Annotated in this window: 24 protein-coding genes; 5 read left to right on the forward strand and 19 right to left on the reverse strand. The window is 53.3% G+C overall.

All coding sequences use genetic code 11. The features are described from left to right. Positions 1-298: 298 nt before the first annotated feature. The 14 genes from AC3RCL_RS20405 to rpmG all read right to left on the reverse strand — a co-directional run bounded on the left by AC3RCL_RS20405 (position 299) and on the right by rpmG (position 15407). Entirely contained in the window at positions 299-535 is a 237-nt protein-coding gene (locus tag AC3RCL_RS20405) for a DUF6953 family protein (RefSeq protein WP_009592569.1), read from the reverse strand. Positions 536-658: 123 nt separating this feature from the next. Then, complete coding sequence (locus tag AC3RCL_RS20410; protein ID WP_492531610.1) at positions 659-1384, reverse strand: YwiC-like family protein; 726 nt, start codon at positions 1382-1384, stop codon at positions 659-661. Between the two features lie 52 nt (positions 1385-1436). Next, entirely contained in the window at positions 1437-2951 is a 1515-nt protein-coding gene (locus tag AC3RCL_RS20415) for a nitrate/nitrite transporter (protein WP_492531612.1), read from the reverse strand. Positions 2952-3105: 154 nt separating this feature from the next. Further along, a complete protein-coding gene (locus AC3RCL_RS20420; protein ID WP_009592555.1) occupies positions 3106-3753 on the reverse strand; it encodes a response regulator transcription factor in 648 nt (215 codons plus the stop codon). Next, complete coding sequence (locus AC3RCL_RS20425; RefSeq protein ID WP_492531615.1) at positions 3750-4829, reverse strand: sensor histidine kinase; 1080 nt, start codon at positions 4827-4829, stop codon at positions 3750-3752. The genes AC3RCL_RS20420 and AC3RCL_RS20425 overlap by 4 nt, the downstream gene beginning before the upstream one ends. After that, a complete protein-coding gene (locus AC3RCL_RS20430) occupies positions 4826-5290 on the reverse strand; it encodes a GAF domain-containing protein (protein WP_492531617.1) in 465 nt (154 codons plus the stop codon). Before AC3RCL_RS20430 ends, AC3RCL_RS20425 begins: the two co-directional genes overlap by 4 nt. 52 nt (positions 5291-5342) lie before the next feature. Then, complete coding sequence (gene narI / locus AC3RCL_RS20435; protein WP_492531619.1) at positions 5343-6035, reverse strand: respiratory nitrate reductase subunit gamma; 693 nt, start codon at positions 6033-6035, stop codon at positions 5343-5345. Then, positions 6022-6600 carry a nitrate reductase molybdenum cofactor assembly chaperone gene (gene narJ, locus AC3RCL_RS20440; protein ID WP_096773161.1) on the reverse strand — a complete coding sequence of 193 codons (579 nt, stop codon included), beginning with the start codon at positions 6598-6600 and terminating at the stop codon, positions 6022-6024. The genes narI and narJ overlap by 14 nt, the downstream gene beginning before the upstream one ends. Further along, positions 6593-8128, reverse strand: a complete 1536-nt coding sequence (gene narH / locus AC3RCL_RS20445) for a nitrate reductase subunit beta (protein ID WP_096773160.1) — start codon at positions 8126-8128, stop codon at positions 6593-6595. The genes narJ and narH overlap by 8 nt, the downstream gene beginning before the upstream one ends. Then, a complete protein-coding gene (locus AC3RCL_RS20450) occupies positions 8118-11792 on the reverse strand; it encodes a nitrate reductase subunit alpha (RefSeq protein WP_492531622.1) in 3675 nt (1224 codons plus the stop codon). The genes narH and AC3RCL_RS20450 overlap by 11 nt, the downstream gene beginning before the upstream one ends. A gap of 259 nt (positions 11793-12051) precedes the next feature. Then, complete coding sequence (locus tag AC3RCL_RS20455; protein ID WP_492531624.1) at positions 12052-13026, reverse strand: Gfo/Idh/MocA family protein; 975 nt, start codon at positions 13024-13026, stop codon at positions 12052-12054. Positions 13027-13581: 555 nt separating this feature from the next. Next, positions 13582-14475 (reverse strand): alpha/beta hydrolase fold domain-containing protein, encoded by an 894-nt coding sequence (locus AC3RCL_RS20460; protein WP_213577548.1) that lies wholly within the window; start codon positions 14473-14475, stop codon positions 13582-13584. Between the two features lie 196 nt (positions 14476-14671). Further along, complete coding sequence (locus AC3RCL_RS20465) at positions 14672-15145, reverse strand: hypothetical protein (protein WP_096773156.1); 474 nt, start codon at positions 15143-15145, stop codon at positions 14672-14674. Positions 15146-15257: 112 nt separating this feature from the next. Then, on the reverse strand, positions 15258-15407 hold the full coding sequence (gene rpmG, locus AC3RCL_RS20470) for a 50S ribosomal protein L33 (protein ID WP_009592608.1): 150 nt from the start codon (positions 15405-15407) through the stop codon (positions 15258-15260). A 292-nt stretch (positions 15408-15699) separates the two neighbouring features. Between rpmG and pdxR the strand changes: the two genes are divergently transcribed. Further along, entirely contained in the window at positions 15700-17136 is a 1437-nt protein-coding gene (gene pdxR, locus AC3RCL_RS20475) for a MocR-like pyridoxine biosynthesis transcription factor PdxR (RefSeq protein ID WP_492531627.1), read from the forward strand. A 123-nt stretch (positions 17137-17259) separates the two neighbouring features. Here the strand turns inward: pdxR and AC3RCL_RS20480 are convergent, their stop codons facing one another. The 5 genes from AC3RCL_RS20480 to AC3RCL_RS20500 form a co-directional block, all read right to left on the reverse strand. Continuing rightward, positions 17260-18555, reverse strand: a complete 1296-nt coding sequence (locus AC3RCL_RS20480; RefSeq protein WP_492531629.1) for an arsenic transporter — start codon at positions 18553-18555, stop codon at positions 17260-17262. Between the two features lie 125 nt (positions 18556-18680). Continuing rightward, entirely contained in the window at positions 18681-19004 is a 324-nt protein-coding gene (locus AC3RCL_RS20485) for an ArsR/SmtB family transcription factor (RefSeq protein ID WP_015734350.1), read from the reverse strand. A gap of 108 nt (positions 19005-19112) precedes the next feature. Beyond that, entirely contained in the window at positions 19113-20516 is a 1404-nt protein-coding gene (locus tag AC3RCL_RS20490; protein WP_492531631.1) for an FAD-dependent oxidoreductase, read from the reverse strand. 57 nt (positions 20517-20573) lie between these two features. After that, positions 20574-20888: an ArsR/SmtB family transcription factor gene (locus AC3RCL_RS20495; protein ID WP_096773151.1), complete on the reverse strand. Its 315-nt coding sequence runs from the start codon at positions 20886-20888 to the stop codon at positions 20574-20576. Between the two features lie 167 nt (positions 20889-21055). Then, a complete protein-coding gene (locus AC3RCL_RS20500; protein WP_492531634.1) occupies positions 21056-22645 on the reverse strand; it encodes a sensor domain-containing diguanylate cyclase in 1590 nt (529 codons plus the stop codon). A 191-nt stretch (positions 22646-22836) separates the two neighbouring features. Here AC3RCL_RS20500 and AC3RCL_RS20505 point away from each other — a divergent pair, with 191 nt between their 5' ends. From AC3RCL_RS20505 to AC3RCL_RS20520, 4 genes are read left to right on the forward strand one after another with little or no spacing between them, the layout of a single operon-like run. After that, positions 22837-23199, forward strand: a complete 363-nt coding sequence (locus AC3RCL_RS20505) for a YhjD family protein (RefSeq protein ID WP_492531636.1) — start codon at positions 22837-22839, stop codon at positions 23197-23199. Between the two features lie 11 nt (positions 23200-23210). Next, positions 23211-24476, forward strand: coding sequence for a DNA polymerase IV (locus tag AC3RCL_RS20510; RefSeq protein WP_492531638.1), 1266 nt, complete (start codon positions 23211-23213; stop codon positions 24474-24476). Then, complete coding sequence (locus AC3RCL_RS20515) at positions 24473-24805, forward strand: YolD-like family protein (RefSeq protein ID WP_304140986.1); 333 nt, start codon at positions 24473-24475, stop codon at positions 24803-24805. Before AC3RCL_RS20510 ends, AC3RCL_RS20515 begins: the two co-directional genes overlap by 4 nt. Next, positions 24802-25566 carry a putative glycolipid-binding domain-containing protein gene (locus AC3RCL_RS20520; protein WP_492531640.1) on the forward strand — a complete coding sequence of 255 codons (765 nt, stop codon included), beginning with the start codon at positions 24802-24804 and terminating at the stop codon, positions 25564-25566. The genes AC3RCL_RS20515 and AC3RCL_RS20520 overlap by 4 nt, the downstream gene beginning before the upstream one ends. Positions 25567-25680: the final 114 nt, after the last annotated feature.

The raw sequence follows: 25680 nt of genomic DNA on the forward strand, positions 1-25680 counted from the left end.
TTCGTATGCTAATTAAAGTGAGGGATCTGCACAACGTAGCGGAGAGGACGAAACGATTCCGGACAAGCGAGAGCGGTCGCCTTTGTCCCCGAATTTCATCCTTGCTTAGAACCGTCCCAAGAAATTTGGGGGCAACAGCGATGGGAGGAACGATTCGTACTCGGAGCGCCTCCTAACAGAAAAAGAGAGCATCCCGCCAGATCTAAGATCTTTTGGGGCACCCTCGTTCTCATTAATATAAGGATGTGGCCTGTCGATCCGGCCTCTCCTGTCTTTTGATTATTCGGTTATAGCGGGATTACGTCCAGGCCCACATGAATCCGTCGCGATCCCAGGCAATCCGGCCGCCATGCAGTTTGCGGAAGGCCTTCTTCACGTCCTTGGACAGCGAAGCATTTCCATTCTCGTTCACGAAGACAAATTCTTCTCCGAAGTTCTCGCGTACATAACGGATGGCTTCCGTCTGATACAAATTGCCCGTAAACCGGATTTCCTCCACCATCCATTCGGCCACCTGCTGTGCTGTATATGCCATATTTGCATTCTTCCCTTCTGTATCCATTCCCTTATTATAACAGAATGGACGACAGAGTCGATTCGCATGGAAGCCGACCGAAGGCAGCTGTGCATATTTCGCCATCGCGATAGCAAAAGCAGATTACATCAAGATCCATGACAGCAATAAAAACTGGATGGAACCCGCAATCTCGATCATGCCGACCTTCATCGGTTTCATTATTTTTCCGGCATACCGCAGTGTCTTCACAAACGGAAACAAGAACGGCAGGCACATCCACGGATGCCCGAGGAATATCGGCAGAATCAGCATCACCGAATGATACATGATGGCATATGCCGTCCAGCGCCTGTTTTTCCGCTCCCGAAATACGGATTTGACAAAGAATACGGTTCCCGTGAAATATAGGAAATTCAGAGCAACAACAGCAGCTAGAAGCTGATCGAAGCCTCCTCCTCCCAGCATGTATGCAGCGGCGCCTCCGGTACAGAACAGCAGGATCGCACAAATATGGTTCAGCAGCGCACGCTCCGCTTTGCGGAGGACATGCCAGACATTAACCATGATCAGCACGAGGAGGACCGGCGCAAACCAGAGCATCGACGGCTTGAGAACAAGTACCGGAACCAGAAACACGGCGGCAACAAGAGCATAAACGGTCCCCCAGGATATCCAGGTTTTGCGTTTGGCCGGGGTCTTTAAGGATTGCAGAAACGGATAGGACGCCATATATAGAAACAACCACGCCAAAAACAGCGGAAGGTGCAGAAGGGCCGGCTTGGCAGCCACCATCCCGATGAAATAAGGTACAGAGACCATGGCCCAGCCTCCATGCTCCCGCGGAATCACAATCCTCGTCTTTTTCATGCCTCTCTCCCTCTCCATCCATCAACTCGCACCGACAACGATTCATCTCTTGTCAGCCGCTCGAAGCATTGCCGGACGAATGGTATGTAATATCGCTAAAGGTACCTACATAATGAATGATGTCGCCGGATTCGTCCCTTACGGCATTAATGGTCAACAGCTCCAAATATTCCTCCCCGTTTTTTCTGCGGTTCCAAATCTCCCCCTGCCAGCTTCCGCGTTCCATGATCTCAGACCACATCGCGCGATAAAACGCCGGCGACTGCCTCCCGGACTTCAGCACGCTCGGATTTTTGCCGAGCACTTCCTCCTCCGAGTATCCCGTTAACTTCGTGAATGCCGGATTGACGGCACTGATCCTTCCGCTTGGATCCGTTACCAGAATTCCTTGGCCGGTGGAGTTAAACACCTCGGATTGCACGGCAAGTTTGTCCTGGTAGTACATCCATACCACAACGACGAAGCTCGCAAGCGCAACCTGCGACAAAGCCATGAAGCCGATGGAATACTGCCCCGTAACCGAATGGATAAAGGAAAGCATCAGCGGCGGAAAGAAACCGCCAAGACCGCCCATCATGGACACGATGCCATTCACGATGCCGGCCTGCTTGTTGAAATAAAGGGGCACGAGTTTGAAAATGACCCCGTTGCCGAGACCCGCACCAACGGCTATGGTTAAGCAGCCGGCCGTATACAAGCCGATGGGCGGGGAGAATGCCAACAGGATAGCCGCAGCCGTCAGCCCCAGGAATACGCCCATTAATAAGAACAGCGGTTTAAATCGATCTGCAAGCCAGCCGCCGACGGGACGCAAAAAAGTCGCGATCATGATGAACCCGGCCGTCCGCATCCCGGCATCCACCTTGGCCAGCTCAAAATGAGAAACCAGGAAGTTCGGCAAGTACACCGTAAAGGCTACGAACGAACCGAAGGTAATGAAATAAAAAAGCGAGAAAAACCACAGTTTTTCATTCTTATATACACCCTTGATCTGTTCCATGACCGGTGTTTTCACCTTGATTTCTTTGCGGTCGCCTAAAAAAACATTGAATAATGCAAATATCAGCAGCAGGATCAAATACAGCTGGACGGTTTTGGACCATCCGATCCCCGTCGCGATGACCGGTGCGGCAAACGTCGTAATGGCTGTACCGATGTTGCCCATCCCGTAGATCCCATTGACCAGTCCCAGCTTCTCTTTTGCATAGTATTTCGGCAATGAGGTCACGCCCACCGAGAACACGGCCCCACCGATCCCAAGGAACAAGCCGCCGATGACCAGATGCGTAAAGGATGAAGCCACGCTGATAAAATAGACCGGAAACAGCAGCAGGATGAAGCTGGATATAAAAACAATTCGTGCTCCGACCACGTTGGCGTAATAGCCGAGCGGTATCCGCAGAACCGAGCCCAGGACCACCGGAATGGCCGTCAGAATGGCGATCCGGTCTGCCGGAATGGCGATATCTTCTCTTATGAACGGCAGGAGCGCGGAGATGATGACCCATACCATAAAACCAAGCACCAGATTCATTGTTTGCAGCGGAAGCTGCAGCTTTTTGATCATTCCCATCACCTTTTCCAAAGCGTAATGAATGGCATATTGATCCCCAGCTCCTATTGTACGTGCACCTATTCACAATGCGAATAGGGAAGTTCCCTGAATCTCTCCGGGGAACTTCCCTATTCCTTACCGCAATCACCCTGCTTATGCGCCATAATTAAAAATCCAGCAGTTTTTTCTTCAGCGCATATTCCACTAACTCCGGGCGGCTCTTCAATTTCAGCTTTTCCATGATTTTGGCCTTGTGCGCTTCCACCGTTTTGACCGATACAAATAGTTTTTCCGCGATTTCCTTGTTGCCATAGCCCTTCGCGATCAGCGGCAGGATTTCAATCTCCCGTTGGGACAGACTGTTGAACGGATCCTGCTCCGCGCTCTCGCTGTCTTTCTTGATAAATTCCCGGACCAGGGACGTGGCCATCTGGGGGTGGATGTAGGTTCCTCCCTTATGGACCATGCGGATGGCCGAAATCAATTCATCATCCGGCGCATTTTTGAGCACGTAACCCGAAGCCCCGTTCTTCAAAACATGGAACAGGTAATCGTCATCGTCATACATGGTCAGGATCAAAATTTTCGTTTCCGGAAATTCGCTGCTGATCTTGCCTGTGGCAATCAATCCGCTCTCGCCGGGAGGCATGCTTAAATCCATCAACAGCACATGCGGCCGGTGCTTGGCCACCATGGCGTATGCCTCGATGCCGTCTGCCGCCGTCGCGACGACCTCCATATCCTCTTGGTAATTCAGAATCATGGAAAATCCGCTGCGGACCACGGCATGATCATCCGCGATCACAATTTTCATGTTCCCCTCACCTCCGCCTTGCCGCTGCTCGTAAGCGGGATCTTCAGCTGAACCGTCGTCCCCTCGCCGGGAGCGGAAACCAAAGTAAACTGGCCACCGACGAGCTCAGCGCGTTCGCGCATTCCGTACAGCCCGAGTCCGGTTCCCTTGGCTTCGTCAATGATCATGTTAAATCCGGCGCCATCGTCCCGGACGGTTAACTGAAGGCAGCCGTTCTCCTCGCATAATCGGACATGAACCTCGTCCGTTCCCGAATATTTCAAGGCATTTAACACCGCTTCCTGGCAAACCCGGTACACCACCGTTTCAATCTCGCTGCCATAGCGGGCCGCCGCCAACTCGGCAGAGAACTCAACCAGCATGCCGTAATTCTTCCCGATCCATTTGAAATGGGAGCGGAAGGCAGCCTCCAGCCCCAAATCATCGAGGGAAGCGGGCCGGAGCTCGACCGACAAATGCCGGATATCATCCAGCAGCCTCGTTAAAGACACCTCGGTCTGGTGCAGCTTCTTGAGCACATCCTCGCCCACATTCATATATTTAACGACGCGCAGGTCGACCAGCGAGCTTAAGAGCTCCTGAGCCACGCTATCGTGCAGCTCGCGCGAGATCCGCTTGCGCTCGTCCTCCTGTGCCTTGATGACGTATTTCAGCATATTCGTCCGCTGCAGCATTTCCTGCGTTTTCTGCTGCTTCGTCAGATCGAGGAGCATCATCACCCGGATGCCGCGGGCTTCATCGATGGTATGGTAACTGGCCGCATAAGGAACAATTCCTTCGGACCGCGTCTTCAGATAGACTTGGAACGACGAGAATTCTCCATCCGGATAATCCAGATAGCATTTGGAGCAGGAGATGAGATCCTGTTCGTCGGTGTACCCTTCGCAGGTCTGGCAGAAGGACCCGTCCTGTCCGGAGTGCATCCTCTCGATCACTTCAATGTCAAGGATATTCTCCGCAGCCGGATTCATCGCGACCACGCTGCCGTCCTCGTCCATAAAAAAAATGGCTTCCATGCTGTTCTGATACATGTTTCTCAGCAATTCGCTCAGATGCTCATCCGTCATTTGAATCACGGCCGTGATACCTCCTTGGCATAAAAAGCGCCAAATTCCATCCCTATACCTTCCTGAAAAGACGCAAAGGCCTTGTGATCCAGCATGTTCTCCTTACGGTATCCCACAAGCAAAACCCCCATGACGCGCGTGCCTTCCCACAGCGGTATGGCACCGAGGCTCTTCAGCTGCTCTGCAACGATAATCGGATAATTATACAAGTCCCTTGATTCAATATCCGCATTCACATTCGGGATCAGCATCGGTTTCCCGGTCTTAAACACCATGCCGGCGATGCCCTTGCCGGAATGCAGCACGATGCGCTTGTACCTCTCGTTGATGTTTCCCGAGGCATACTGCCAGGTCAATACAAATCGGTCTTCAGCCGGCTGCACCAATGCCATGGACACGAAATCGAAATGAAACCGGGTCCGAAGCTTATCCATTTCACGTTGGTAATCATAGATCGGCTGATTCTTCATCCCCATTACTCCTCTGACGTAGAAAAGAAGGCTAAAGAAGCCTTCTCTCGTCCTACGACTCAAATTTGCGGTGCTTTCTATACAGGATATATCTTCTGCCCACATAATTCAACGGAACACTCCACACATGGACCAGACGGGTAAACGGCCACAAACCGAAAATACCAAATCCCGAAAGAATGTGAATTTTGAACGACAGCGGCACATCCTCCATCAGCGAAGCCTCCGGTCGGAACATAAACAGTCCGCGGAACCAGACCGAGACCGTTTCCCGATAATTGAATTCCGGCTGCACCGCGTTTGTGACCAGCGTGCTGTACATCCCCATGAAGACGATAAACAGCAGGAGGACATTGACCACCATATCGGAAGCGGTGCTGAGTTTTCGGACATTTCGGATGGCAAACCGTCTGGCGGTCAACAAGATCATGCCCCCCAGCGTTAAAAAGCCGAACGCGCTTCCGATATACACCGCGCCGATATGGTACATATGGTCGCTGACGCCGAGCGACTCCATCCAGGATTGGGGGATGGCCAGGCCGGCCACGTGTCCCCCGATAACCGGAATGATGCCAAGATGGAACATGAGGCTGCCCAGCTTGAGATGTTTTTTCTCGATAAACTCGCTGGATTTTGCCGTCCAGTTAAACTGGTCCGTACGATAACGGTAAATATGACCGACGATAAATACAACGATGCATACATAGGGGAAAATGACCCACAAAAATTGATCAATCATGTTCATGAGCGGCAGCCTCCTGACTGAGACACGCCTTGAACGTGCCGCGAAGCCCTTGAACGAGATAAGCATACGGGCTGTTATACTTCTCCAAGGCTTTCAGCAGATGATAGGTGCCGTCTTCCATGACGGCCATCATCAAATTCAGGCTCTCCGCGGCTTCCTTCTCGCGGCCCTGCCAGGGCGCCGCGTACAAAAACTCGCACATCAGCGGAAGATAATCCGACAATTCCGAGCCTTCGATGCCAAGGCCAAACATCTCATACGTCTCCTTAAGCCTGGCGAGCATCTGCCCGCGTTCCCGGCCGTCCTCGAATTTGTAATAGGTCATATACAATGTGGATTTCGCCTGAAAGTCGAAGGTCTGGACATACAGCTCTTCAATCTCCTCCATGCTGTATTCATGCATGATCGTCCAATACGTTCTGACGGATTCATAGGCCGGATCGGCGGAGTCAAGCAGCTCCTCCATGACGGACGGATGGAAATCCAGCTTTTCCGGATACGTGAGCTGCTGAGCAAAAAAACCGAAAACATGTTTACAATCATGCAGCTTTCCGAGATTAATCACGCCAGATCCCTCCATAGAAATTTTCTTCGTACAGCTCCTTGCCGGTTTTGCCCTGCAGACCTTCCGGACCGCAGCCGCCGCAGCTCGCGCCGAATCCTTCAGAGCCCTGGGAACGGTAGACATCCATATGGCTTTCTTTATGTGAAGTCGGAACAACGAACCGGTCATCGTATTTCGCGATGGCAAGAAGCCGGTACATCTGCTTCATTTGATGGGCAGTCAGGCCGACCCGTGCCAGACGAGTCTCATCAAACTCGGCCCCCGACGATTGTGCGCGCATATAAGAACGCATCATCGCCATTCTTTGCAGGGCTTCCTTCACCGTGACCGTGTCGCCTGCCGTGAGCAGATTCGCGAGGTACTGGATCGGCGTGCGCATCTCCTCGATCGCCGGGAAAATCATGTCCGGATTCTCGATGGAATCCCTGCCTTCAAAATAGTTCATGATCGGGCTGAGCGGCGGCACGTACCATACCATCGGCAGCGTCCGGTACTCCGGATGAAGCGGGAAGGCCAGCTTGTATTCGATCGCGAGCTTATAGACCGGGGAGTTTTGGGCCGCCTCGATCCATTCCTCGGACAGTCCGTCTTTGCGCGCCTGCTCGATCACCGCCGGATCATGCGGATCAAGGAACAGGCTGCATTGCGCCTGATACAGATCCTTCTCATCCGGCGTGGAGGCTGCTTCCTGTACGCGGTCTGCGTCATAGAGCAGCACGCCCAAGTAACGGATACGGCCTGTGCAGGTTTCGGAGCATACCGTTGGCAGCCCTGCTTCGATTCTCGGGAAACAGAAGGTGCATTTCTCGGCCTTGTTCGTTTTCCAGTTGAAGTACACCTTTTTGTAAGGACAGCCGGTCATGCAGTACCGCCAGCCGCGGCAGGCCTCCTGGTCCACCAGCACGATGCCGTCCTCGTCCCGCTTGTACATCGCACCCGACGGACAGGACGCCACGCAGCTTGGATTCAGGCAGTGCTCGCACAGGCGGGGCAAATACATCATGAACGCCTGCTCAAAGTTGAATTTGATCTCTTCCTCGATCTTTTCGATATTCGGATCCTTCGGACCGGTCACGTGGGCGCCCGCCAGATCGTCTTCCCAGTTCGGGCCCCATTCCAGATTCATCGTTTCGCCGGTCACCGCCGATTTCGGACGGGCCACCGGCTGATGTTTCTTCTCCCCGGCATTCGTCAGATGTTCATAGTTATACGTCCAGGGCTCATAGTAATCTTTCATTTCCGGCATATCCGGATTGTAGAAAATTTTGCCGAGCGCGATTTTGGACAGCTTGCTGCCGGATTTCAGCTGCAGCTTGCCCTTTTTCAGCGTCCAGCCTCCCTTGTATTTCTCCTGGTCTTCCCAGCGGATCGGGTAGCCGACGCCCGGCTTCGTTTCCACGTTGTTGAACCACATGTACTCCGCGCCCGGACGGTTCGTCCAGGTGCTCTTGCAGGTGACGCTGCACGTATGGCAGCCGATGCATTTATCCAGATTCATGACCATGGCGACCTGCGCTTTAATCTTCAAGCCAATCCACCTCTTTCATTTTGCGGACAGCCACGTACACATCCCGCTGGTTGCCGATCGGTCCGTAGTAGTTGAATCCATAGCTGAGCTGGGCGTAGCCCCCGACCATCTGGGTCGGCTTCACATGGATTCTCGTCGGCGCGTTGTGGCTGCCGCCGCGATCCTTCGTGATTTCCGAGCCCGGCACGTTGATGTGTTTGTCCTGCGCGTGATACATGTACATCGTGCCTTTCGGCATCCGGTGGCTGACGACGGCGCGGGCGGTGACGACCCCGTTGCGGTTGTATACTTCCAGCCAGTCGTTGTCCTGGATGTCGTTTGCCGCCGCGTCGTCATTGTTGATCCATACCGTCGGGCCGCCGCGGAACAGCGTCAGCATGTGCAGGTTATCCTGATACGTGCTGTGAATGTTCCATTTGCCGTGCGGCGTCAAATAGCGGAGCACCAGCGTATCCTTGCCCCCGGTAATCTGCTTGTCGCGCGGGCCGAACACCATCGGCGGAAGCGTCGGTTTATACACCGGCAGCGCTTCGCCGAACTGCAGGAAGATTTCGTGGTCGATATAAAAATGCTGCCTGCCGGTCAGCGTGCGGAACGGCACGAGCCGCTCGATGTTCGTCGTGAACGGCGAGTATCTTCTTCCCATTTTGTTCGAGCCGCTGAACACCGGCGTCGGAATGACTTCCCGCGGCTGGGCCGTGATGCTCTGGAACGTGATGCGCTCCGCCGCGCGGTCCGCGGAAATATCCTTCAGCTGCACGCCGGTATCCTGCTCCGCCGATTCCCATGCCCGCTGCGCTACTCTTCCATTCGTAGCCGAAGACAGATTCAGAATGGCATCCGCCGCATGTCTTGCGGTATGAAGCTTCGGCAGGCCATTTTTGATGGAGTCGTCATAATAAGTTCCGTTCAAGCGCTTCAGCTCTTCATACTCCTCGGCGACCGAGAAGCTGACGCCGTGCGCCCCGACTTTGCCTGTGGCCAGATTCGGCCCGAGCGTCACATATTTATCGTAAATTTTCGTATAATCGCGTTCGACCACCGTCAGGTTCGGCATCGTTTTGCCCGGAACCGCTTCGATCTCGCCCTTGCGCCAATCCTTCACCTCACCGTACGGCTGGGCGATCTCGCTTGCCGAGTCATGGGCCAGCGGGCTTGTCACAAGATCCTTGTATACGCCAGGCAGATGCGTTTTGGCCATGTCCGAGAAGACTTCAGCGATCGTTCTGTAAATATCCCAGTCCGAACGCGATTCCCAGAGCGGATCCACCGCCGGGTTGAACGGATGGACGAAGGGATGCATGTCGGTGGAGGATAAGTCGGTTTTCTCGTACCAGGTCGCTGCCGGCAGCACCACATCGGCATACATCGGCGTCGAGGTCATCCGGAAATCGAGCGCGACCAGCAGATCCAGCTTGCCTTCCACGTCCTCGCGCCACACCATTTCCTCCGGCTTATCCTCTTCGTTCGGCGTCGAGAGCAGGCTGTCCGAAGCGCCAAGCAAATGCTTCATGAAGTATTCCTGCCCTTTGGCCGAGCTTGAGATCAGGTTCGAGCGCCATACGAACAGCGATCGCGGGAAGTTTTCCGGCGCACCCGGATCTTCGGCCGCAAATTTGGTATCTCCTGACACGATTTGTTCAAGCGTGTGCTTCACGATGTCTTCATTGCTCGTTTTCCCCTGCAGCGCCGCTTCCTGGGCAAACGTCAGGCTGTTCTTGTTGAACTGCGGATAGGACGGAAGCCAGCCGAGCCTAGCGGCAAGAACGTTGTAATCTGCCGGATGCCGGTACCGGATCTCCCCGCCCGTCGGCGATTTCAGGGAATCGGCCCCCATTTCTTCGTATTTCCACTGGTCGGTCGCAAAATAGAAGAACGAAGTGGCATTTTGCTGCCGCGGCGGTCCCTGCCAGTCTTTGGCGAAGGCAACCGTGGACCAGCCCTCGATCGGACGGCATTTCTCCTGCCCCACATAATGTGCCCAGCCGCCGCCGTTCACGCCCTGGGAAGCCGTCAGAATGACCAGGTTCAGAATGGAGCGGTAGATCGTGTCGCTGTTGAACCAGTGGTTAATGCCCGCACCCATGATGATCATGGAGCGGCCGCCGGTATCCAGCGAATTCTGCGCGAATTCTCGGGCGATTTGAACGACGACCGAAGCCTTCACGCCGGTAATGTTCTCCTGCCAGGCCGGGGTGTAGTCGAATTCGGCATCTTCATATCCCGAAGCCGCAAGTCCGCTCTCCGCTTGCCCTATCCCATATTGGCTCAGCATCAGATCGTATACCGTGGCGGCGAGACGCTCGGTTCCGTCGGCCAGCTGAATTTTCTTCGCCGGAATTTGGCGTTTGAAGGTGCCGTTGGCCCGGTTATCAAAGAACGGGAAAAGGATCGTCTGCCGCTCCGCTCCCTGGGACTCCACGGAAAGCGCCGGTGTAATGACCGACCCGTCTTCGCGTTCCAGAATCAGGTTCCATTTCTTGTCCTGCTCCCAGCGCTGGCCCATCGTACCGTTCGGAACGATGATATCATTCGTGTTCTCGTCGATAATCACCGGCTTCCACTCGGCATGCTGCGAGGCATCGCCCAAATCGCTTGCCCGCAGGAAGCGGCCGGCCTTGTACCCCCCCTCAAACTCATCCAGGAGAATCAGGAAAGGCATATCGGTATATTGTTTCGCATAATTCAGGAACATCGGCTCCTGACGCTCATGATAGAACTCCTTCAAAATGACATGCGTCATGGCCTGTGCAATCGCCGCATCGGTCCCGGGGTTCGGGGCCAGCCAGTTGTCGGCGAATTTGACATTCTCGGCATAGTCCGGCGCGACCGACACGACCTTGGTCCCTTTGTATCGCACTTCCGTCATGAAATGGGCGTCCGGCGTACGCGTTAACGGCACGTTCGAGCCCCACATGATCAGGTAGCCCGCATTGTACCAGTCGCTCGATTCCGGCACGTCGGTCTGCTCTCCCCAAATTTGCGGGGAAGCCGGCGGCAGGTCGGCATACCAGTCGTAAAAACTGAGCATTTCGCCGCCCAGCAGGGAGATGAACCTTGCCCCCGAAGCGTAGCTGATCATGGACATCGCTGGAATCGGCGTGAAGCCGGCGATGCGGTCCGGGCCGTACTTGCGGATCGTATAGATTAACTGGGCGGCGATCAGCTTCGTGGCTTCCTGCCAAGATACACGAACGTGACCGCCCTTTCCCCGTGCTTGTTTATAGGATTTGGATTTCGCCGGATCTTCGACGATGCTGGCCCAAGCGGCAATCGGATCGCCGTGCTCGTTCAATGCCTCTTTCCACATATGCCACAGCCGGCCGCGCATGTAAGGGTATTTCACCCGCAGCGGACTGTATTCATACCAGGAGAAAGACGCCCCGCGCGGACATCCCCGCGGTTCGAATTCCGGCATATCCGGCCCGCAGGAAGGATAATCGATCTGCTGGTTTTCCCAGGTGATGATCCCGTTCTTTACGAACACTTTCCAGCTGCAGGAGCCTGTACAGTTCACGCCGTGAGTGGTCCGTACCACTTTGTCGTGCGACCAGCGCTTGCGGTACATATCCTCCCATTCCCTGCTTTTTTCCTCCAGAACGGACCAATTGCCAGAGTAGCTTTCCATTCTCTTGAAGAACTTCAGCCCCGACTTTCGTCTCATAGGACACTTCAACTCCTTCTGCTTGAATGACAATGATTGGGGAATCAATGTGCCGTTCTTCGTATAGCTTCATTATGAGCGGCCTCACCCTCGGTTCCTATTAGGGAAACTCCTATATTCCTTCGAGAATTCCCTTGGTTAACGTCAGGCGGCGATCCGAGCACGGATCGTCTTGCGAAACGAAAAAAAGATGTCCCGCAAGATCTGATGATCTTGCGGGACACCTTGGGATTCTGTTGCGACCGCTGGATGTTTAGGATCATTCCCCGATCTTCACCGGGACCCCCGTTTCGGCCGACTGCAAAGCAGCAAAGGTAATTTCCATGGTTTTAAACGCATCCTCGTAGGAGGATAAGATTCCGGAGGCATCGCCGGTGCGAACCGCATGGATGAACGCTTCGTTCTCCCGAAGATACGGATTAGCCGCATTGCGGTATTCCGTCGTTCTTCCTTTTTCCTTGACGATGAGTTTATCGGATTGAATGCCGATGACCCCCTGCTCCGTATAAATATCCAAGCCAGCCCGATCCGACTCCGGCAGCATGCAGGTATTGGAGATCGTTGCCACGGCGCCGGATTTTAATTTCAGCGTCGCAGTGCCCACGTCGTGTACCGTTACCCCCTCATGAACATCCTTCATCGCTCGATGGGCAAAAGCCGCATACACTTCATCCGCTTCGCCCAGCAGACAGCGAAGGAGGTCAACCATATGGGTGGTTTGCTCAATGAATTGCCCTCCCGAGCCTTCCTGCTGTCTCCACCAGTACACCTGCGGCATGTCTCCCAACCAGTAGCCAAGCGCCATCCCGATCTTCCGGCCTTCCAGCAGCTCGGCGGCCTTGATGGCCGCATCCGTATAACGGAAATGATACCCTGCAGACGTAATTAAACCGGCCTTCTTCACCTCATGCAGAATCTGCCGTGGCGCATCCAGGTTCGTGCCCAGCGGCTTCTCGACCAGAAAAGGAATGCCCCGCTCCGCCACCTGGGCTTCGATCTCTCCGTGCGCAAACGGCGGAACGCAGATATAAACCGCATCGGGCTTGGTTGCATCCAGCATCTGCTCAACGTTGCTGTACGCCTTGGCGCCAGCATAGCCCCGCACCGCTTGTTCCGCTTTCTCCTGACTCGTCCCGACAAAGGCGGCAACGTTCACTCCGTCCATGTTGGACAAAATATCTGCATGCACTCTGCTGAACCAGCCTGTACCGATCATTCCTATGTTGAATGCCATCTGATCCTAAAACCTCCCCTTCCATTAGAGACGATGCCCTGCTCTTCTTCATTATCATAGTACCGGAAAAGCCCGGCAAGCATCATGTTTCGTCGGCCTTGTCCTCAATTCCTTTATTTGAATAAAAAAAGCCCGCTCTTCGGTCATGGACCGGGAGCGAACTCAGCCTATCTGAAAATCATCCATATCACAATAAACGCTATTAACGAAACAAGATAAATGATGAGCAGCTTCGTGAGATTGGTTCTCGTTTTCCGCTCATAGTTCGGGTTTGCCTTCTTATTCTCCTGAGATAATCCTACTAGAAGCGTTGATATTCCTCCAATTAATGCCAGCGCGATGACGATAATATACATAACCAACCACAAACAACCCCATTCGATTATTCATTATATACAATCTATTATAGAACCTGAGGCTTCAGGATCAACCTATATCATCATGAAATGGTCGTTTCTGCCTCATTATAATGAACAATCGGCCGATGCACACCATCCAATTGCGCGACAGTTGTGACCATCCAATTGGATGGCGGGTCACCCTCCATTACGGCTTTCAACCTTCGCGGGCCGTCCATTGATGCAGCCGTTCCAGTGCCTCATCGGCTTCAGGCATCGGAAACAGGGGCCACACATGCATCATGTTCTCGTATTCCCAGTACTCGGTATCGACGCCTTCCCGGGCCATCTTATCGCGCAGCAGGCGAGCGTCCGGCAGCAGGGAATCGTCGGTTCCTGCGAGAATGACCGTGCGGGGAAGGCTTCCCATCTCGCCAAACAGAGGACTGACCGCAGGATGGTCCATCGGAAGGCCTCCTGCATACATCCTTCCTACCGCTCCGAGCCCGGCCGGCTGGAGAAAGACGTCGCGCTGCGGGATGCCGAGCGCGGATATCTGCGGATTGTCCGTGGCTGCATCCACCCATGGCGAGATCAGAATCAGCCCCTGTGCCTGCAGCGGCGTCTCCTTGACCGACTGGGCCATGTCGAGAGCCAGCGCGCCGCCGGCCGAATCGCCCATAAGAAGTACCGGGCTCCCGGCTTGGGCGCATACGTGCACGTAAAACTCGCGCATCAGCCCCGTCAGCTTTTTCGCATCGGCAGCCGGAACGGTGGGGTAATTGGGTAGGATGACGGTGAAACCGGTTCGTTTCGTCCACTGCCTGGCAAACGCGAAGTGGGGCGGCAGAATCTCTTCGATATAGGCTCCGCCGTGCAAATAAACGACGGTCCCCCGTTCCTTCGTGCCATGCGATACATAATAATTCATGCTTGCGCCCGATCCGCTATGGAAACGGCGGGTCTCAAATCCTTCCTGTTCCTCGGACAACGCAGGATATGGAGGCAATGTTTCGATATACTGCCGAATCGTTCCGGCATGTTCCCATTTATGATGAAATCCCTCGGCGGTCAGCTGCTCTTTTACAGCCGTACTCTCTTTACTCGGCATATGGTTTTCTCCCCTTTGCTGGACGTTATCGATATAGGGCAGGCTGGTGCGTGTCCTGCTTCAATATATCACCGCACGCGGCACGGCCGCTGTGGCAATTGATACAGAAGCGTTAACCAATGGGGTTGTCCGAGACTAAGCTGCTCAAGGCTCTGAGCCGGCTAAATGATGATACCCTATGTAAAAGCCCCGCATTCTACCGGGCTGAATCGCTCAGTAATTGATCCGCGCTGCGCTGCAGAAGAAGGCAGAAGGACCGGTTATGTCCGATAAAAAACGACGATACGTCATAGCGATGACGGGCTGGCTCATAAGTAATCAGAGCGCGATGCTTCATATTTTCGATAAGTATGTCAGCGAACCGCTCCGCTGGACCCTTTGCGAAAAAGGTTAGGTAGGCGTACAGGGAATGATCCACGGGCTCATCGAGAGGGCTTACGCCCGCGCAGGAAAACTCGGTCTCCAAGCCCGCCTGCTGCAGCGACATCAATATCGGATACAATTGCTCGTCGACAGGGGCATTGCCGAACAACCGCGTGCGTTTGGGCTGTTTGCGTACCTTGGGTCTGTTGATCCACTCGTTTAGCTCCTGCCTTCTCCGTCTCCACTGTTCCGGGGTATGTGCGCTCAGGAGCATCTCTCCGCCGGAATCCTGTCGTTCCTGGTTCATCCCGTCCATCCCCCTCATTGACATGGTCTCTTGCTGTTACTTTTAGTGTAGTCCCATTTCGTTTGAAGTCAAATAAGCCGGACGGCTGGTCCGGCTTGCGTTAAAGCATGCGCTAACGGGTTTCCCGATGCAGCGTCACCCGCTTCAAACGCGGACAATATTTGCGCAATTCCATCCGCTCCGGGTGATTTCGTTTATTTTTGGTCGTTGTATAGTTACGGTCCCCCGTTTCCGTGCATGCCAATGTTATGGTCACTCGCATATTCAGCACCTCCTGCCTTTTGTTTAAATAGTAATAATTACGATTAATTAAAATATACTTTATTCCCGTTTTTATGTTTTGTCAAGAAATCGGAGCAACTTACAGCCGCATTTCGGGAAGTCGGTCATGTTGCCCGTCCAACTCGCAGTCCGATATCCCGTCCATATTGAAGGGATGGCTCAAGATTTGTCATCGTAATGATGAAATTATGAAAAGCCTTTATTTAGGCTAAATGATATGATTAAGGTTACAGACAGAAACCGCCTGAATATGTCACGAAAGGATGAGGAAGGTGTGGAAGCCGGATCGTAACAGCACACGACCTCTATATCAGCAAATTGCCGATGATCTGGAGCAAAGAATATCTTATGGTGAGTTTCCACCGGGCAGCTTACTCCCATCCGAACGAAAGCTTGCGGAGCAGTTAGGGGTTAATCGAAGCACCGTGGTTCTGGCTTACTCGGAGCTTCGGGCGCTTGGAATCATAGAGAGCCGTTCCGGAAGCGGAACGCGGGTCAGCAACTCCAAATGGGGAGCCACGCCCAAGCATACGCCGAACTGGCGCCGCTATGCAGAGGGAGGGAATTTCCTGCCGAATCTCCCTTTTCTTCGCCGGATTCGGGAAGCGCTGGCGCATGATCCCTCATTGATCGATTTTGCCAGCGGAGAGCTTGCCGGCGATTTGGCGCCGATCCAAGAAATGAATACGTTAATGAGTCAAAAATCGAACACGTCCTATTTCGGATATGACAACCCGCAGGGATATGGTCCGCTCCGGCAGGCTTTGGTTACGTATCTGAAAAAATATCGGGGGATCCAGACCACCGAATCCTCCATATTGATCACGTCGGGGTCTCAGCAGTCGCTGTATCTCATTACGCAGTGCTTGTTGTCGCCTGGCGATGCGGTGGCCATTGAAGATCCGTCGTACTGCTATTCGCTGCCGATGTTTCAATCGGCCGGCCTTCGCCTGTTCAGACTCCCTGTCGATGAACGAGGGGTGCGGCCGGAGGACATCCGCTCGCTGTACAAGAAACACCGGATCAAGATGATCTTCATTAATCCGAATTTTCAGAATCCGACCGGCACTGTCATGGCTCAGGAGCGAAGGTCGCAGCTGCTGGATGCAGCCAGTGAACTTGGACTTCCCATCGTGGAGGACGATCCCTTCAGTTTGACCGCCTACCAGTGCCCGCCGCCGGCTCCTTTGAAATCCGTGGATTCCATCGGGTCGGTGCTTTACATCGGGTCACTCTCGAAAATAGCCGCGTCCGGCCTTCGCGTAGGCTGGATGGTCGCCCCGAATTCCATTGTGGAGCGGCTCGCAGACGCCAGGCAGCAGATGGATTTCGGGCTGAGTGTGGTGCCCCAAAGCCTTGCCGTCCAGTTTATCGACTCTTCCTATTTTGCTCCCCACCTGGACAGGCTGCGAGCGAGCTTGCTGTACAAGCGGGATTTACTGATCGAGGCCCTGCAGAAAGAGCTGCAAGGCCTGGTTCATTTCCATGTGCCGAAGGGCGGCCTGCATCTCTGGTGCAAGATCGTGCCGGAAGTGAACGACAGCAAGCTGTTGGAGGCCGCTATTCAAAAAGGCGTTATTTTCGCGCCGGGAAGCGTGTACGGATCGGCTTCCGGATATGTGCGATTCACTTATGCCCGTGCCAGGGCCGAGGATATCCCTTCCGGAATCTCCAAGTTCGCCCAAGCCCTGCATGCCGCCATTCATTAGGGCAGCACCGGGAGAGAAGCCGGGAGAGAAGCTCCCCTGCCCTTAAGCAGCAAAAAAGGTTAGCTTTCCGAAAGCTAACCTTTTTTCATGTTTTCTTTTGCCCTCTCCTCTTATCCTGATCTTTTACAATAGGGTCAACCAGATATATAAACCCAAGAGGGTTACGAATAACGTCGGGATGGTCAATATGATCCCTGTTTTGAAATAGGTTCCCCAGCTGATCTTGACGCCCTTGGCGGAAAGGACATGCAGCCAAAGCAAGGTTGCCAGCGAGCCGATCGGCGTAATTTTGGGACCTAAATCGGAACCGATCACGTTCGCATAAATTAAGGCCTCTTTAATGGCTGCCGACGTATGGGTTGCATCGATTGCGAGTGCATCGATCATCACCGTCGGCAAATTGTTCATAATGGACGAAATCATGGCGGCAATAAAACCCATGGCCATGGTAGCGGCAAACAACCCTTGATCCGCTGCGCTCTGTATGACGCCGGCCAGCAGATCCGTAAGGCCTGCATTGCGCAAGCCATATACGACGACATACATGCCAATCGAGAAAAACACGATCGCCCATGGCGCCCCTTTAAGCACTTCCTTGGTTTGCACAGCCGGACTTTTTCTCGCCATCAGCAGGAACAATATTGCGATAACGCCAGCGACGATCGATACGGGGATACCTGCAAATTCACACACAAAGTAACCGATCAGCAGCATGCTCAATACGATCCATGATAAACGGAACATGACAGGATCCTGAATTGCCGTGGATGGCTGCTTCAGCTGGGTACCGTCAAACTTTCGCGGGATGCTTTTGCGGAAAAACAAGTAAAGCACCAGAACGCTTGCTGCCAAAGAAAACAGATTCGGAACCAGCATGCGACTAGCGTATTCGATGAACGTGATGCCGAAGAAATCGGCAGATACGATGTTCACCAGATTGCTGACGACAAGCGGAAGCGAGGTGGTGTCCGCAATAAAGCCGCTTGCGATAATAAACGGAAATACCTTTCGTTCATCGAAATTCAGTGCTCGTACCATGGCAAGTACGATCGGTGTCAAGATGAGAGCCGCTCCGTCATTCGCGAAGAATGCGGAAACAACCGCTCCAAGCAAGGAGACGTACACAAACATCCGGATGCCGTTTCCCCGGGCGGCATTGGCCATATGCAGCGCAGCCCATTCGAATAACCCGATTTTATCCAATATCAACGAAATAATGATGATTGCAACAAAGGCGAGCGTTGCGTTCCATACGATCCGGGTGACGTCCCACACATCCTGGAAGTCCACGACTCCAACGAGAAGCGCCAGCAAAGCGCCTCCGCAAGCCGACCATCCAATGGATAGATTTTTAGGCTGCCAAATGACAAAAATTAAAGTGACAATAAAAATGATGCTGGCCAGGACAACAGAAACCAATGTACAAACCTCCAATGACGTGTTGAGCCGGAATACAATTATGTTTCTCGGTGAATCAATATATAACTATATCCTTATATAATGAACGACAAATCTACTTTATGCGAATGCCGGCTGACTCTCGGTTAGTTACAAGTACAGTTAACCTCCTTATTCATGGATGACAATACTTCTTGCGAGCCTGGCATCTCATTTAATACGGCTTGGATATACGGCTTGTCATCCACATTCAATGAATAATAAACCCATTGCCCTCGCCTGGCTTCATTGACGATTCCCTGAGACTTCAGCTTTCTCAGATGCTGACTGATCGCCGGCTGCGACATATCGAAAATATCCACGAACTCGCAAACGCACCATTCTCTTTCCTTAAGGAGCGTCAACATCGTAAGCCTTGTTTTATCCCCAAGCAATTTGAGTTTCTCGGCTATTTCGTTCATGGGCTCCATTAAGATTCATCCCTTTCCTCCGGCAAAATAAAATGACGATTCTGTCCCATATAAGTCAATGCTTATATGTTAATGGAAAGTGTGCCTGATTTCAATCGTATAAGCGATTTATTTGCAGCCCGAAGCAGATGAGGTTGGCAAACAGCAATCGTTGGCATTTGGTCCACTGCTAATGCCACATACGCCGGTCTCCGGCAGCTCCAGCTCAACCTTTAACGCTGCCTCCAGATCGCCGTCCAAATAGGCTGCAATGGATCTGACCTGCTCATACCCTGTAGCCATGAGGAAAGTCGGAGCCCGGCCATAACTCTTCATCCCGACAAGATAAAAGTTTTTATCGAAATGACGAAGTTCTTTCTCGCCATGAGGTCTTACGGTGCCACAGCTGTGTACATTCGGATCAATTAACGGAGCCAGCGCCTCAACGCTCTCCGTGGCAGGATCCATGCTAAGCCTGATCTCGCTCAGAAATGTAAAATCAGGTCGGCTCCCCGTATTTACGATCACTTCATCGATTCCTTGTATTTCCTTGCCTTCGCCATTGGCAGTCCCCTTGATGCCGATCCTCCCATCTTTTTGGGAAAGCCCCTCGATCATCAGCGGAGTAACCACTTGGATTTGGCCTGCATCAATCAACTGGTGGATGCGGCTTCCAAGCGCCCCACGAGCCTCGAGTTGATCATTCTCTTCCCCGCCATAGGCTTCTTCCACCGCTTTCTTTCTCATCACCCAAATCACTTCCGTATTCGAATCCGTTTCTTTGAGCTGGGCCAGATCCAATAAAGTGTTGATCGCCGAGTGTCCGCCTCCTACGACGGCAATGCGTTTCCCTGCGTATTTCTGCCTTTGTTCTGCTGATAAATCTGGAATTCCATAATAAATATGATCTTTCAAATCACGCTCTTCCCGTGTCCATATTCCGTCAGCATGCAGCGGATTCGGATGTCCCCAGGTTCCGGATGCATCGATCACGGCCCTAGCTTCAAAACGTTCCGCGGCGTTATTTGTATTGACATAAAGCACGAAGGGTGCAGCTTCGCGATGAGCCGATTTCATTTTATCCATATTCTTTTTCGATATGGAGACCACTCTGGAATTTAATATGATGTTGGGCTCCAGTTCAGGCAACTGTGCTAAAGGTTTTAAATATTGATGGACAATCTCTTGACCGAATGGCAGTTCCGTTAATACAGGAGGCTTCCATCCTTGTTTGCGCAAAAGACGCTCGGCGGCTTTATCGATGTTGTACTGCCACGGCGAGAATAGTCGTACATGTCCCCATTGGAGGATGTTGTGGCCAATGCTGGATCCGGCTTCAAAAAGGATGAAATTTTGTCCTCTCTCCGCTAAGTGCGCTGCTGCTGCCAACCCGATCGGTCCGGCTCCGATTATCGCCACGGGCAGGTTATCGTTATAGGAAGCATGCTCCTCCTTGACGGTTTCCTTGGTGTATGAGGGTACTCGGGGTGTGCAACAAGAAGATGAGGTTACCTTAAACTCAATGTTTTTCATACGGAAATCCTCCTTTTTTAAACCCATCAATTTTTTTTGATATATTAGTTAAAAAAATTATGCTTTTGAATTTGGATAAAAAACGCAACAAAGCTTTTCGGATAACAGCGCTTTGACTTCCTCATCGTTAAGCTCATAGTAATTCCATTTTCCGATGCGTTCCATCAAAATAATATTTGCATCCAGCAGCATTTTCAGATGGTAAGACAGTTTCGATTGAGGGAGATCCAGCATGTCCGTTAGGTCACATACACATACTTTACCTCGTTGATTTAACTCATATATGATTCTCAAACGATTCTTATCGGATAATGCTTTGAATTTCTGTTCGTACAAACTTAATACGTCGTTATGTATGGTAGAGACCTTCATGTTGTCACCTCATTTTCCCATCAAATTATTTTGATGGGATGATTGTAACAACCGATCCGCAGCACGTCAAGCATCCATTTTTTTTGATTTGTATAGGAGTGTGCTCGGAATCACACCCCGATATACAAAAAAAGATATCCGGTTCACCAAAGCGGACAGGATGTCTCTCATGCCGATAATCCCGCCGCCACCGTGCGGTTGCGTCCTTCCCCCTTCGCCCGGTACAACGCCATATCCGCCGCTTGAAATACATCCTCCCGGTTTCCCCCGTGCTCCGGATACAGCGATACGCCGATCGATACGGTGAGCGTTCCGGAATAAGGGGTCGGGGAAATCAGGATCGCCCTGCGTATCTGTTCAGCCATACGGTATGCCGTATCCAGGCTGTGTTCGCGAAGAAGAATGACAAACTCTTCCCCGCCAAAGCGGGAGCATACCGCATCCGCGGGAGCGCAATCCACCATGACGGCCGCCACGAGCTTCAGGATCTGGTCGCCCGTTTGATGGCCATATGTATCGTTTATCGCTTTGAAACGGTCGATGTCCAGGAGAATAATGGCATACGGCTCCCCGAGCGCATCCCAAGACTCAAGGCAGCGTTCCAGCTCCCGGCGATTGGACAGCCCCGTCAATGGATCCGTGATCGCTTCCTGCTGCAGCGACTGGGTCTGCTTGGCCATCGTTTCCGCAGCGGCTCCCATGATCCGGTTCAACTGGTCGGCTTCCCGGTTCCAATGCGGCCGGAATTCCTCGGAAGACACCGTTTGGCCGGCTGCTACCGATTTCGTTAATTTATAGAGCCGGGTAAACGGGGCGGCAATTCTTGCGGCCGTATATACGGCAATGAACAGCATGAGCGCGATGGGAAAGAGCATGCTTCTCAGCTGGTCCTGCAAATTTCGATTGACATCGGCCAGGATGGAGCTTACCGACGTCTGCATAACGATCCCCCAGCCATTCATCGCCACGCTGGCATAACCCGTCAAGTAATCGGCGCCCTGCGTATTCGTCACGCGTTGCACGCCGCTCTCGCCATCCATGAGCCGTCTCACGACCACGTTAGAACTCACGTCCTCCCCGACCCGGCTTTCCTCCAGATGGTAGAGCACCTTCCCGCCGGAATCCACGATATAGGAATAGGAGTCCTCTTCATTTCCAGCACCGGATCCGAGGATCCGATGCAATATATTGTTTTCTTCCAGATAAATCGTGCCTGCTATCATGCCGCAGTACTTGCCGGATCCGTCAAAAATCGGCTCGCTCGCAAACACGATCCAGCGGCCGGTCGGACTCCTATACGGTACCGAAAGATAGGATGTTCTCTCGTTTAATGCTTGAATGGCCCCCTCCGTTATTAATCGGGCATGGTTTACCTGATTCCCCGCAGGAGAGACGACCCGAATGCTTCCCCTTTCGTCGGCCCAAAATACGGAATTGAAATAAGGGCTGCTCTGGAGCAAAAGATCAAAAATGACCTGCAGCTCCTTCTCGTCGGATGCCGCTCTTGCCTCAATGGCCGGGTTGCTTGCGGCAGCGCGCAGACTTTGGCGCATCCCCGAGAAAAGCGCTTCAATGGTAACCGCCATTTTTTGCGCGGATGATAAATTCAGCGACATGGTCGTGTCGTACAGGGATCGTTTCTCGTTTTTATACTGGATGTAGACCATGATCGACATCGTCATCAGGATGGATAATGAAACCAATGCGGGCATGACCATCGCAAGACTGATTTTGAGGCGTCGTTTGGGTATGTTCATGGAGGCTGTACCCCTACTCTTATGAAATTTTTTCCGGATGAATACACGATCTTTTCATATTACTTCACAAACGTTTTGGAGTCCATATATGGAATGCCGCATCATGCTCTGTATTTACCAGTTGCATAACGAACGTATGTTCGTTATATAATAGTGAGGAGCATATGAAGAACGATGAGGAGGCATCAGGTATGTCGGCGTCTCCGCTGCAAACCGAGGAAGAGCTGCTGTCCGTCAAGGACTGCGTCATTCTGCCGATTTTGCTGGACGTGCTGGAACGGGATATCCGCAGCATGAAGCATAACGGCATAAGCGACTATTACGTGTTCCACCTGCAGACCATTCAGAAGATTACGTTCGCGAAGCTCGCCGAGCTCAAGAGAAGCTGCCGTTCACGCGGCATCGCCATTCTGGAAACCCGGCGCCAGAAGCACTCCGTCACCATCCGCTACCGATGTCGCGGCTACCAGCATGACATGGAGCTGATGTGGGATTTTGTGAGGGCCGATATTCAAATGCGTCTGGCTGAAACATTTCACATTCGTCTCGAATAGGAGGAATCATCATGCATAAACGCAAGCAGCGCGTCGTTTTTCTGGCGGACTGCCAGTCCTTTTATGCCTCTGTTGAAAAAGCGGCGAATCCCGCATACCAAAACAGACCCTTGGTCGTCTCCGGCGACCCTTCCCGGCGAAGCGGCATCATCCTCGCGGCATGCCCGCTTGCGAAGGATCACGGGGTCACCACGGCGGAGCCCCTGTGGCAGGCCCAGCAGAAATGCCCCGATCTGGTCGTGATGAAACCGCGCATGAGCGCCTATATCCGGGTATCCCTGCAGATCATGAGCATTCTCGAATCCTATTCCGATCTCGTGGAGCCGTTCAGCATCGATGAGCAATTCATCGATGTGACGGCAAGCTTGGCGCACTTTGGCTGCACGCCGAAGGAGCTTGCCCGGCATATTCAGATGCGGGTGCGGCGCGAGACCGGCATCTATACCCGAGTCGGCATCGGGCGCAACAAGATTCTTGCCAAGCTGGCCTGCGACAATTTTGCCAAGAAGAATGAGGACGGCATCTTTGAGCTGAACGAGGCCACCATGGACGCTCTCTGGGCCTGCCCCACCCATAAAATGTTCGGCGTGGGCTCGCGGACCACGAAGCATCTGGCACGGCTGGGCATCCAGACCATCGGGGAGCTGGCCCATACGCCGCTTCCCGATCTCAAATTCAAAATGAAGCGCTACATGAAAAAAAACTGCGACATCTGGAGCGAAGTGCTGTGGCGAACCGCCAATGGTTATGATGATTCCCCAGTGACGCCCGATGCATTCGACGGGCAAAAAGGAATCGGCCGCCAGACCACGCTTCCCGTCGATTATCACGACCAGCAGGACATCGATGTCGTGCTGAACGAGCTTTCCATGCTCATCTGCCAGCGGGCGCGGGCCAAAGGCTACATGGGCAACGTGGTCCACGCCGGCGCCCAGGGCGCCGATTTTGACCGGCCGGTGGGGTTCTCCCGCCAAATGAAGATTGCCGAGCCCACGCATCTGTCCCGCGAAGTGTATGCGGCTGCCAAGGAGCTGTTCCGCAAGCACTGGGACGGCGGCCCTGTCCGCAAAATCTGGGTCTCCCTCGGAGAACTGCAGAGTGACGCCGTTTACCAGCTGTCTCTCTTCGGCGACCGGGAGCGGCTCATGTATTTGGAACATACGATGGACGATATCAACAACCAATACGGTCCCTCCTCCGTTTACTTCGGCTCATCGCTAACCAAAACCAGCCAGCTGAAATTTCTGAACGCCAAGATCGGAGGACACTACAAATGAAAAAACTAACGGGAAACGGTCTATGGGAATCCAGCCGCATGATGCTGTTTGAGCATCGCGACGCCATTTTGGAAAAGCAGGGCGAGAAGCATAAGCAGACCCACCCTCTTCTGGATGAGCAGCAGATGCAGTGGATTATAGAAAAGATCAGCACAGCTTACCGGAACAAGGAACCCATACAGCTGCAAGTATACGGGGAGTACGGAAATTACGCGGTGAACGGAAGGATCTCCCGAATCAATACCCTGAACGAGCGGTTGCTTGTCGGGGATACATGGATTAATTTGGTAGATATACTGGAGGTTGAAACGGCCGAGACGTGTGATTGACTGCCGCGCGCATCCATATCCGCGCCGTGGCCGCGCCGCCGTCTTGCCCATGCCGTATCCCCTGCCTGCTGCCCTCTCGGATCATCGGAGCCAGGGGATACGGCCAATTCGTTACATTACGGATCAAGGATGGGATCACGTTGAACGACAATATGCACGCTGAACAAGACCTGCAGTCCATCGGACAAAAAAACGCAAGCTCCGGCCAGCTTCTGCAATCGCTGCTATGGAACCGGCACGATCTTCCTTCGCTGGAGCATGGCCGGCTCTATCGGCATCACGATGGATTTACGCTCACCGGAACGGTCGTAGCCAGCCTGGAAGGCCGGACTCTCCACTGTTCCTACGAGGTCGAAACCACAAGCTGCTGGGAGACCCGGAAAGTCCGGATTACGCTCTCAAGCGGCACGGAAGAACAGTCCCTTCACCTGGAACGGGATGATGAGGGCCGCTGGTGGAACGGCGATACCGAGCTCACGGCCTTTGCCGGCATGACCGACATCGATCTCGGGATCACCCCGTCCACCAACACGCTCCCGATCCGCCGCCTGCAGCTGGAGCCCGGGGAGAGCGCAACCATGACGGCCGTATGGATTCAATTCCCGAGTCTAACCGTCGCTCCCCTCCCCCAACGATACACGCGGACGGGCGAATGCGCCTACCGTTACGAGAGCAACCACGGAGCGTATCAAGCGGATTTGGGGGTTGACGACCACGGCCTTGTCACAACGTACGCGGACGTATGGAGCCGGACTCGCTGAGCCCCGTCCATCCCCGGCTGTCAGTGTTCCCCCTTGCTGCGGCAGCGTCAGCCGGGAAACCGTTATAACGTCGCCTGATCCGCAACAAGGGATCTACCCGCCATACGGTCGTCC

The sequence above is a fragment of the Paenibacillus sp. MT86 genome (assembly GCF_058792535.1).

Coding starts and splice junctions, on each gene's coding strand:
- AC3RCL_RS20405 (WP_009592569.1), bottom strand. CDS start 535: ATGGCATATACAGCACAGCAGGTGGCCGAATGGATGGTGGAGGAAATC.
- AC3RCL_RS20410 (WP_492531610.1), bottom strand. CDS start 1,384: ATGAAAAAGACGAGGATTGTGATTCCGCGGGAGCATGGAGGCTGGGCC.
- AC3RCL_RS20415 (WP_492531612.1), bottom strand. CDS start 2,951: ATGATCAAAAAGCTGCAGCTTCCGCTGCAAACAATGAATCTGGTGCTT.
- AC3RCL_RS20420 (WP_009592555.1), bottom strand. CDS start 3,753: ATGAAAATTGTGATCGCGGATGATCATGCCGTGGTCCGCAGCGGATTT.
- AC3RCL_RS20430 (WP_492531617.1), bottom strand. CDS start 5,290: ATGAAGAATCAGCCGATCTATGATTACCAACGTGAAATGGATAAGCTT.
- narI (WP_492531619.1), bottom strand. CDS start 6,035: ATGAACATGATTGATCAATTTTTGTGGGTCATTTTCCCCTATGTATGC.
- AC3RCL_RS20450 (WP_492531622.1), bottom strand. CDS start 11,792: ATGAGACGAAAGTCGGGGCTGAAGTTCTTCAAGAGAATGGAAAGCTAC.
- AC3RCL_RS20455 (WP_492531624.1), bottom strand. CDS start 13,026: ATGGCATTCAACATAGGAATGATCGGTACAGGCTGGTTCAGCAGAGTG.
- AC3RCL_RS20460 (WP_213577548.1), bottom strand. CDS start 14,475: ATGCCGAGTAAAGAGAGTACGGCTGTAAAAGAGCAGCTGACCGCCGAG.
- AC3RCL_RS20465 (WP_096773156.1), bottom strand. CDS start 15,145: ATGAACCAGGAACGACAGGATTCCGGCGGAGAGATGCTCCTGAGCGCA.
- rpmG (WP_009592608.1), bottom strand. CDS start 15,407: ATGCGAGTGACCATAACATTGGCATGCACGGAAACGGGGGACCGTAAC.
- AC3RCL_RS20485 (WP_015734350.1), bottom strand. CDS start 19,004: ATGGAGCCCATGAACGAAATAGCCGAGAAACTCAAATTGCTTGGGGAT.
- AC3RCL_RS20490 (WP_492531631.1), bottom strand. CDS start 20,516: ATGAAAAACATTGAGTTTAAGGTAACCTCATCTTCTTGTTGCACACCC.
- AC3RCL_RS20495 (WP_096773151.1), bottom strand. CDS start 20,888: ATGAAGGTCTCTACCATACATAACGACGTATTAAGTTTGTACGAACAG.
- AC3RCL_RS20500 (WP_492531634.1), bottom strand. CDS start 22,645: ATGAACATACCCAAACGACGCCTCAAAATCAGTCTTGCGATGGTCATG.
- AC3RCL_RS20505 (WP_492531636.1), top strand. CDS start 22,837: ATGTCGGCGTCTCCGCTGCAAACCGAGGAAGAGCTGCTGTCCGTCAAG.
- AC3RCL_RS20510 (WP_492531638.1), top strand. CDS start 23,211: ATGCATAAACGCAAGCAGCGCGTCGTTTTTCTGGCGGACTGCCAGTCC.
- AC3RCL_RS20515 (WP_304140986.1), top strand. CDS start 24,473: ATGAAAAAACTAACGGGAAACGGTCTATGGGAATCCAGCCGCATGATG.